We start from the raw sequence: 448 nt of genomic DNA, 5'->3' as shown, positions 1-448 counted from the left end.
CGTGCGCGTCGGAGTCCCGTCGGCTCCGCCATTTGTCTACTTGGTTTATACATGCATTAATTTGGCTCGGTAGCTCAGTCGGTAGAGCAGAGGACTGAAAATCCTCGTGTCGGCGGTTCGATTCCGTCCCGAGCCACCACTTACTCGTCATTCTTGAAAAAATATGAATATGCCGGTGTAGCTCAATTGGCAGAGCACCTGACTTGTAATCAGGGGGTTGAGGGTTCAATTCCTTTCGCCGGCATCTTTTATACGCATATTTAATAATGTGGAGGGGTAGCGAAGTGGCTAAACGCGGCGGACTGTAAATCCGCTCCCTGAGGGTTCGGCGGTTCGAATCCGTCCCCCTCCACCATTTTCACGAAGCGAAATATAGGGGCATAGTTTAACGGTAGAACTGAGGTCTCCAAAACCTCCAGTGTGGGTTCGATTCCTACTGCCCCTGCCA

Annotated in this window: 4 tRNA genes; all 4 read left to right on the top strand. The window is 51.3% G+C overall.

The annotated features are described in order from the left end of the window. Window positions 1-63: 63 nt before the first annotated feature. The 4 genes from HMPREF0083_RS07350 (at window position 64) to HMPREF0083_RS07335 (ending at window position 448) form a co-directional block, all read left to right on the top strand. Window positions 64-139 (top strand) — tRNA-Phe (locus tag HMPREF0083_RS07350). Window positions 140-171: 32 nt separating this feature from the next. After that, window positions 172-244: transfer RNA gene (locus HMPREF0083_RS07345), tRNA-Thr, on the top strand. A gap of 26 nt (window positions 245-270) precedes the next feature. Beyond that, window positions 271-355 (top strand) — tRNA-Tyr (locus HMPREF0083_RS07340). A gap of 19 nt (window positions 356-374) precedes the next feature. Continuing rightward, window positions 375-448 (top strand) — tRNA-Trp (locus tag HMPREF0083_RS07335).

Origin of the sequence: Aneurinibacillus aneurinilyticus ATCC 12856, from assembly GCF_000466385.1 — a bacterium.
Lineage (GTDB): Bacteria > Bacillota > Bacilli > Aneurinibacillales > Aneurinibacillaceae > Aneurinibacillus > Aneurinibacillus aneurinilyticus.
The sequence above is the reverse complement of the archived record's forward strand: the minus strand, read 5'-3'. Positions and strand labels throughout refer to the sequence as shown.